This window comes from uncultured Rhodoblastus sp. (assembly GCF_903903185.1).
Taxonomy (GTDB): domain Bacteria; phylum Pseudomonadota; class Alphaproteobacteria; order Rhizobiales; family Beijerinckiaceae; genus Rhodoblastus.
The window spans coordinates 55,588-62,165 of record NZ_CAIUXT010000219.1 but is presented as its reverse complement, the minus strand read 5'-3'; the positions used below and the strand labels follow the sequence as shown (position 1 = coordinate 62,165).

The 6,578-nt window shown below is 65.2% G+C and carries 5 protein-coding genes and 1 pseudogene; 2 read left to right on the top strand and 4 right to left on the bottom strand.

Annotation, left to right across the window (positions count from 1 at the left end):
• Positions 1 to 93: pseudogene (locus QZY01_RS19270) on the bottom strand (phosphoribosylaminoimidazolesuccinocarboxamide synthase); the annotation flags it as partial.
• Between the two features lie 391 nt (positions 94 to 484).
• Between QZY01_RS19270 and QZY01_RS19265 the strand changes: the two are divergent.
• Together QZY01_RS19265 and QZY01_RS19260 are read left to right on the top strand one after the other, a co-directional pair.
• Positions 485 to 805 carry a DUF1476 domain-containing protein gene (locus tag QZY01_RS19265; protein ID WP_294540407.1) on the top strand — a complete coding sequence of 107 codons (321 nt, stop codon included), beginning with the start codon at positions 485 to 487 and terminating at the stop codon, positions 803 to 805.
• Between the two features lie 55 nt (positions 806 to 860).
• Entirely contained in the window at positions 861 to 1,844 is a 984-nt protein-coding gene (locus tag QZY01_RS19260; protein ID WP_294540405.1) for a tyrosine recombinase XerC, read from the top strand.
• A gap of 8 nt (positions 1,845 to 1,852) precedes the next feature.
• Here QZY01_RS19260 and QZY01_RS19255 read toward each other — a convergent pair whose 3' ends face one another.
• The 3 genes from QZY01_RS19255 to odhB form a co-directional block, all read right to left on the bottom strand.
• Positions 1,853 to 3,667, bottom strand: a complete 1,815-nt coding sequence (locus tag QZY01_RS19255; RefSeq protein ID WP_342394915.1) for a chloride channel protein — start codon at positions 3,665 to 3,667, stop codon at positions 1,853 to 1,855.
• Positions 3,668 to 3,860: 193 nt separating this feature from the next.
• Positions 3,861 to 5,258: a dihydrolipoyl dehydrogenase gene (lpdA, locus tag QZY01_RS19250; protein WP_294540404.1), complete on the bottom strand. Its 1,398-nt coding sequence runs from the start codon at positions 5,256 to 5,258 to the stop codon at positions 3,861 to 3,863.
• A gap of 54 nt (positions 5,259 to 5,312) precedes the next feature.
• Complete coding sequence (gene odhB / locus QZY01_RS19245; RefSeq protein ID WP_294540402.1) at positions 5,313 to 6,524, bottom strand: 2-oxoglutarate dehydrogenase complex dihydrolipoyllysine-residue succinyltransferase; 1,212 nt, start codon at positions 6,522 to 6,524, stop codon at positions 5,313 to 5,315.
• Positions 6,525 to 6,578 lie beyond the last annotated feature (54 nt).

Sequence of the window (6,578 nt, the reverse complement as noted above, 5' to 3'; positions counted from 1 at the left end):
GTCGTCCATCAAATGCTGAATCAGGGTGCCAGGCTCGGGGCCCTCATAGAGGACCTAGGCCTTGCCTTCGTAGATGCGACGGCGGCGGTTCATTGGGGTCAACCGATCGGGGAGATAATCCAAGGATGCCCCGGCTCTTCCGGGCCTCCTGCGAATTTGACGTCCTGACCGATCGCAATCGGCGACAACGGCTCTTTAGCGGAATCGTCGCGCGGAATCGAAACCATTAGGCCGCGTTTCCTTAGGTTCCTATCCCGTTCCGCGTCTTTGCACAAGCCGTTTGGACGAATCGGACGCGCCAGCGAGGCCTCGTGGCCAAATAGAGGACGTCTCCCTGCTGCAACAGCGCGCCTATTCGCCCAAAGACCCATCGCTGCGACATGGCTCGCGCGCGACGCCTTCTAGGCAGAGGCCCATCGAACGAATATATAAGCGGGGATAAAATAGCCCAAGAGCAGGGAATAAGGCAGGAAGGGAATTGATCATGTCCACTTTCAACGGGCGCGAAGCAGCTTTCGAAAACAAATTCGCGCATGACGAGGAGCTGCAGTTCAAGGCCCTCGCCCGCGCCAACAAGCTGCTCGGGCTGTGGGCCGCCCAGCAACTCGGCAAAAGCGGCGCCGACGCCGAGGAATATGCCCGGAGTCTGGTGTCGAACGACATCATCGCGCATCTCCAGTCGGGGATTCTGGATCGGGTCCGCAAAGACTTCGCCGCCGCCGGGGTCGCCAAGTCCGAGCATCAGATCGAGCGCCATCTTGAGGAATTCCGGGCCCAGGCGACCAAGGACGTGAAAAAGCCGTGAGCCCCGAGGCGCTTTTTTCATTCAACCGAAACTTGAAAGTCTCTATCCTGGCGTCATGAAGCCAGAAACCGAGAAAAAGGCGCACCGGTCGGGTGTTCTCGTCTTTCCCGGCGCCGAAGCCGAAACGGCGCAGGCGGCGGTCCTGTGGCTGCGCCGGCTCGAAGGCGAGCGCCGCGTTTCGCCGCTTACGCTCGACGCCTATGCGCGCGACCTCCGCCAATTCCTCCTCTTTCTCGGCGAGCGTCTCGAAGCGCCAGTTGGCCTGAAAGCCCTGAGCGGTTTGAAGCCGAACGATCTGCGCGCCTTCATGGCGCGCCGGCGCGAAGCCGGAGTGGGTTCGCGCTCGCTGTTGCGGCAATTGGCGGGCTTGAGGTCTTTCGCCCGCTATCTCGCTCGCGAAGGGCTGGCGAGCGTCGGGGTTTTCGACAAGGTCCGCACGCCGAAAAATCCGCGCGTCCTGCCCAAGGCGCTGCCGGCGGCCAAGGCGCGGGAACTTGCCGCCGGCGAATCGGACGATGGCGAGACGCGCCCGGCCTGGATCGCCGCCCGCGACGCGGCGGCGCTCGGCCTGCTTTACGGGGCGGGCCTGCGCATTTCCGAGGCCTTATCGATCCGCCGCGCCCAGGCGCCTGTCGGCGCCGTCGATTCCGTGACTATTGTCGGCAAGGGCGGCAAGACGCGCTCGGTTCCGGTGATCCTTCCCGTGCGCAAAGCCATTGAAACCTATCTGGATCTTTGTCCCTTCGCGCTCGCGGCGAACGTACCCTTGTTCGTTGGCGCGCGCGGCGGCCCGCTGTCGCCGCGACTCATCCAGTTGACGGTGGAGCGTTTGCGCGGCGCACTCGGCCTGCCGGATTCGGCGACGCCGCACGCCTTGCGCCACTCTTTCGCCACCCATCTTCTGGGGCGCGGCGGCGATCTGCGCTCGATTCAGGAATTGCTCGGCCACGCCAGCCTGTCCACGACGCAAATCTACACCTCGATCGACAAGGCGCGGCTGTTCGACGCCTATCTCGCCTCCCATCCGCGCGCCAAATAGCAATATATTCATATCCCGAAAGCGCTGCGCACGGCAGCGTCGGCTTTTTCGGCATAGCTGCGGGCAAGATAAGGTTCGGTCAACACCCCAACCGGCGCGCCGGACACGGAATCGATGACCGCGAGCTGGTCCGCCTCCGCCCGGTCGAACAAAGCCATGGCGGTCTTGGCGTTCATGTCGGCGGTCAGCCAGACGCCGCCCTGCCGCGCCAGAGCGCGCACCCGGCCTTCGGATTTGCGCGCATGAAGATGCGCTTCGGCCAGATTGACCATCCCCGCATAGCGGCCGGAATCGTCGGTCAGGACGACACAGGCCCCCGAGCCGAGCGGAAAGCGTTCACAGAAATCGTCGATATCGAGCCAGTCGGGCGCGCTCGGCGGGTCGGGCCGCATGAGCCGGCCGACCTTGAGGTCGTCGATCCAGCCGACGTCATTGGCGCTGCGGATATTTTCGCCGCGCAAATGCAGCCGCCACGTCGAGAAGGAATAGCCGAAAGCAGCGCGGACCGCGAGGCTCGCGGCGATGGAAGCCGCCAGCACGCCCGCCGTAACCGAAAAATTGGCGGTATTTTCGAGCACCAGGAAAGACATGGTCAGGGGACCGCCGACGATCGTCACGCCGAAAGTCGCCATGCCCGCGAGAATGCAGATCGTAGGGTCCGGCGCAAAAGCGGGAAACAGCGCCAGCACAATCATGCCGTAAATCTTGCCAAGCGTCGCGCCCATGAACAGCGAGGCGAAGAACAGGCCGCCGCGAAAACCGCTGGCCAGCGAAATCAGGCAGGCGACAAGCTTGAGCGCCAGAAAGGCGACCAGCGCGGCCAACGGGAAATTTGTCGAAATGTTCAAGGCGAGCGCTCCATGCCCGGCGCCAAGCACCTGCGGCGTGAACATGGCCAGCGTCGCCACCGCCAGGCCGCCGATGACCGGCCGGCCCCAGACGGGAACGGCGGTCTCCTCGAAAGCGCGTTCAGCGGCGCCGGCGGCGCGCATCGCGCCGACGCCCAGCGCCACGGCGCAGGCCGTGAGCCCGAGCAGGGCCGGCCAGGCGGCGGGACTCATTGCGCCGACCGGAGCGGTGGCGATCTGGTAAGGGGCGCCGCCGAGAACATGGGTGGCGATCACGCCGACGATCGAGGCGGCGAAAATCGGTCCCGCGGCGGAAATCGCATAGGCGCCGAGAATGATCTCGAACGCGTAGAAGGCGCCGGTCAGAGGGGCGCCGAACACGCCGCCTATGGCGGCGGCGGCGCCCGCGCCCACCAGCAGGCGCAAATCGCCTCGGCGCAGGTGCAATTTCTGACCGAGGTAAGAGCCGAGGCCGGAGCCGATCTGGGCAAAACCCGCTTCGAGGCCGACCGAGGCGCCGACGGAATTGGAGATCAGCGTCTGCATCCCGACGACGAAACTGTCGCGCAGCGACATCCGGCCGCCGCGCAAGGCATTGGCCTCGACCGGATCGACCGGAGCAGGAATTTTTCTGGCGATCCGCCAGGCTTCCATCAGGCCGACGCTCAATCCTCCGAGCGTCAAGGCGGCGAAGGCGGCCACCGGGGCGACGCGATCGCTGGCGCTGAGCCGCACGTCGAACGGCAAGTTGAAAATCAGCACATGCATGAAGATCGCCGCCTCGGTCATCGCGGTGACGCAGACGGCGGCGACGAGGCCAACCAGCATGGCGGCGGCGACCAGCGCCAGTTCGTTCGAGCGCATCAGCGCGCGAAGGCCCCGCGCGAAACGCATCGAAGCCGGGGCTTGCGGCTTCGATGCGGACTGCGATGGGGACGCGGGCCGGGGCTTGTCGGCGTTGGCCGGCGGAACCATGACTTCTCCCATCCGGAGGCCGGAAATCGATCAAGAATCGTCAACCGGAGCAGGATAGGCCCCGGCGCCGCCGTCCCGCAATCGTTTCGCGGGGGGCGTCCGGTCTGGCGAAACGGAGAAAGCCCGGAATTTCCGGGCTTTCCATTGGCATGGGCGAATGAAGCTTCGATTGGCGCTCAGATTCGATTGGCGTTCAGATATGGATGGCGCGCTTTTCCACCGCCAGAGCGGCTTCCTTGACCGCTTCCGACATAGTCGGATGGGCATGGCAGGTGCGGGCGAGATCTTCCGACGATCCGCCGAACTCCATCAGCACGCAGGCTTCGCCGATCAACTCGCCGGCGCCGAAGCCGAGGATGTGAACGCCGAGCACGCGGTCGGTGGCGGCGTCGGCCAGCACCTTGACGAAGCCGTCGGTATGGCGCGTGGCCCGGGCGCGGCCATTGGCGGTGAACGGGAACTTGCCGCTCTTGTAGGCGATTCCCTTGGCCTTGAGCTCTTCCTCGGTCAGGCCGACAGAGGCGATTTCCGGATTGGTGTAAACCACGCCGGGGATGACGTCGTAATTCACATGCCCATGCTGGCCGGCGAGAATTTCCGCCACCGCGACGCCTTCGTCCTCGGCCTTGTGCGCCAGCATCGGTCCGCGCACCGCATCGCCTATGGCGTAGACGCCGGGAAGGCTGGAGGCGAATTGCGCGTCGATGACGATCTGGCCGCGCTCCAGCGCCACGCCCAGCGCCTCCAGGCCGAGTCCTTGCGTATAGGGACGACGGCCGATGGCGACCAGCACGACGTCGGCGTCGAGCGTCCGGGCTTCGCCGCCCGCGGCCGGCTCCACCGTCACCTTGGCCGCGCTCTTCGTGGTTTCGACCTTGGTGACTTTCGAACCGAGCAGGAATTTGAAGCCCTGCTTTTCCAGCAGCCGCTGGAACTGCTTGACGGTTTCGACATCCATGCCGGGCAGGATGCGGTCGAGATATTCGACCACCGTGACTTCGGCGCCGAGGCGCCGCCAGACGGAGCCCAGTTCAAGTCCGATAACGCCGGCGCCGACGACGATCAATCTGGCTGGAACTTTTCCCAGTTCCAGCGCGCCAGTCGAGGAGACGACGATTTTTTCGTCAATGGTCACGCCCGGCAGCGGCGTCACTTCCGAGCCGGTGGCGATGACGATGTTTCTGGTTTCAAGAACCTGTTTCGCGCCGTCCCCGGCGGTCACTTCGACCTTGCCGGCGGCGGGGATCGAACCGGCGCCGAAGAAGGTATCGACCTTGTTCTTCTTGAGCAGGAAGGCCACGCCCTGGACATTGGCGCCGACGGTCTCGTCCTTGTGCTTCATCATCGCGGGAAGGTCGAGCTTGGGCTTGCCGACGACGACGCCGAGCGGGCCTAGCCCATGGGCGACTTCCTCGTAGACTTCGGAAGCATAAAGCAGCGCCTTGGAGGGAATGCAGCCGATATTGAGGCAGGTTCCACCAAATGTCTGGCGCTTTTCGACAATGGCGGTCTTGAGCCCGAGCTGGGCGGCGCGAATGGCGCAGACATAACCGCCCGGGCCGGAGCCGATGACGACAAGATCATAGGACATTGGATTCTCCGCGAAAAAACAACCACGCCCGGACGGGCCGGGCATGGAGCGGGCTCAAAGGTCGAGGACGAGGCGCGCCGGGTCTTCCAGCGCTTCCTTGACGCGCACGAGGAAGGTGACCGCCTCCTTGCCGTCGACGACGCGGTGATCGTAGGACAGAGCCAGATACATCATCGGACGGATTTCGATCTTGCCGGCGACGACCACCGGGCGGTCCTGGATCTTGTGCATGCCCAGAATGCCCGATTGCGGGGCGTTCAGGATGGGCGTGGACATCAGCGAACCATAGACGCCGCCATTCGAGATGGTGAAGGTGCCGCCCTGCATGTCCTCGATCGTCAGCTGGCCGTCGCGGGCGCGCTTGCCAAATCCCGCGATGGTCTTTTCGATCCCGGCGATGGACAGGGTTTCGGCGTCGCGCACCACCGGCACGACCAGACCCTTTTCGGTGCCGACGGCGACGCCGATATGGCAGAAATTCTTGTAGATCAGGTCGGCGCCGTCGATCTCGGCGTTGACCGCCGGGATCTCCCTCAGCGCGTGGGTCACGGCCTTGACGAAAAAGCCCATGAAGCCGAGCTTGACGCCGTGCTTCTTCTCGAAAAGGTCCTTGTAATGGCTGCGCAGGGCCATCAGCGGCGCCATATCGACCTCGTTGAAGGTTGTCAGCATGGCGGCGGTATTTTGCGCTTCCTTGAGGCGGCGGGCGATGGTCTGGCGCAGCTTGGTCATTTTCACCCGCTCTTCGCGCGCCGTATCGTCGGGGCGGGAGGGCGCGCGGACGGCGACCGGGGCGGGCGCGGCGGCGGCAGGGGGAGCGGCCGCGAAGGCGATGACGTCGCCTTTGAGCACCTGCCCGCGCTTGCCGGAGCCGGCGACGTCCTGCACCGCGATGCCGCGGTCGGCGGCGTTCTTGGCGGCGGCGGGCGACGGCGGCGCGCCGGCCCCGGCGGCCACTGGAGCAGCGGCCGGAGCAGGAGCAGGAGCCGCGGCTGCTGGAGCGGGAGCGGCGACCGCATCGGCGCCGGCGCCCTCGGCGATCTGGCCAAGCAGCGCGCCGGGTTCGACGGTATCGCCGTCCTTGGCGACGATTTCCGCCAGCACGCCGGCGACCGGCGCATTGACTTCGAGCGTCACCTTGTCGGTTTCAAGTTCGAGCAAGGGCTCATCGGCCTTCACGGCGTCGCCGGGCTTCTTGAACCAGCGGCCGATGGTCGCTTCGGAGACGGACTCGCCAAGGGTGGGAACGCGGATTTCTGTGGCCATGGAGTTCACTTCCGCCGCCGACGCGGCTCAACAGGAGAAGAGAGATGGGACTCC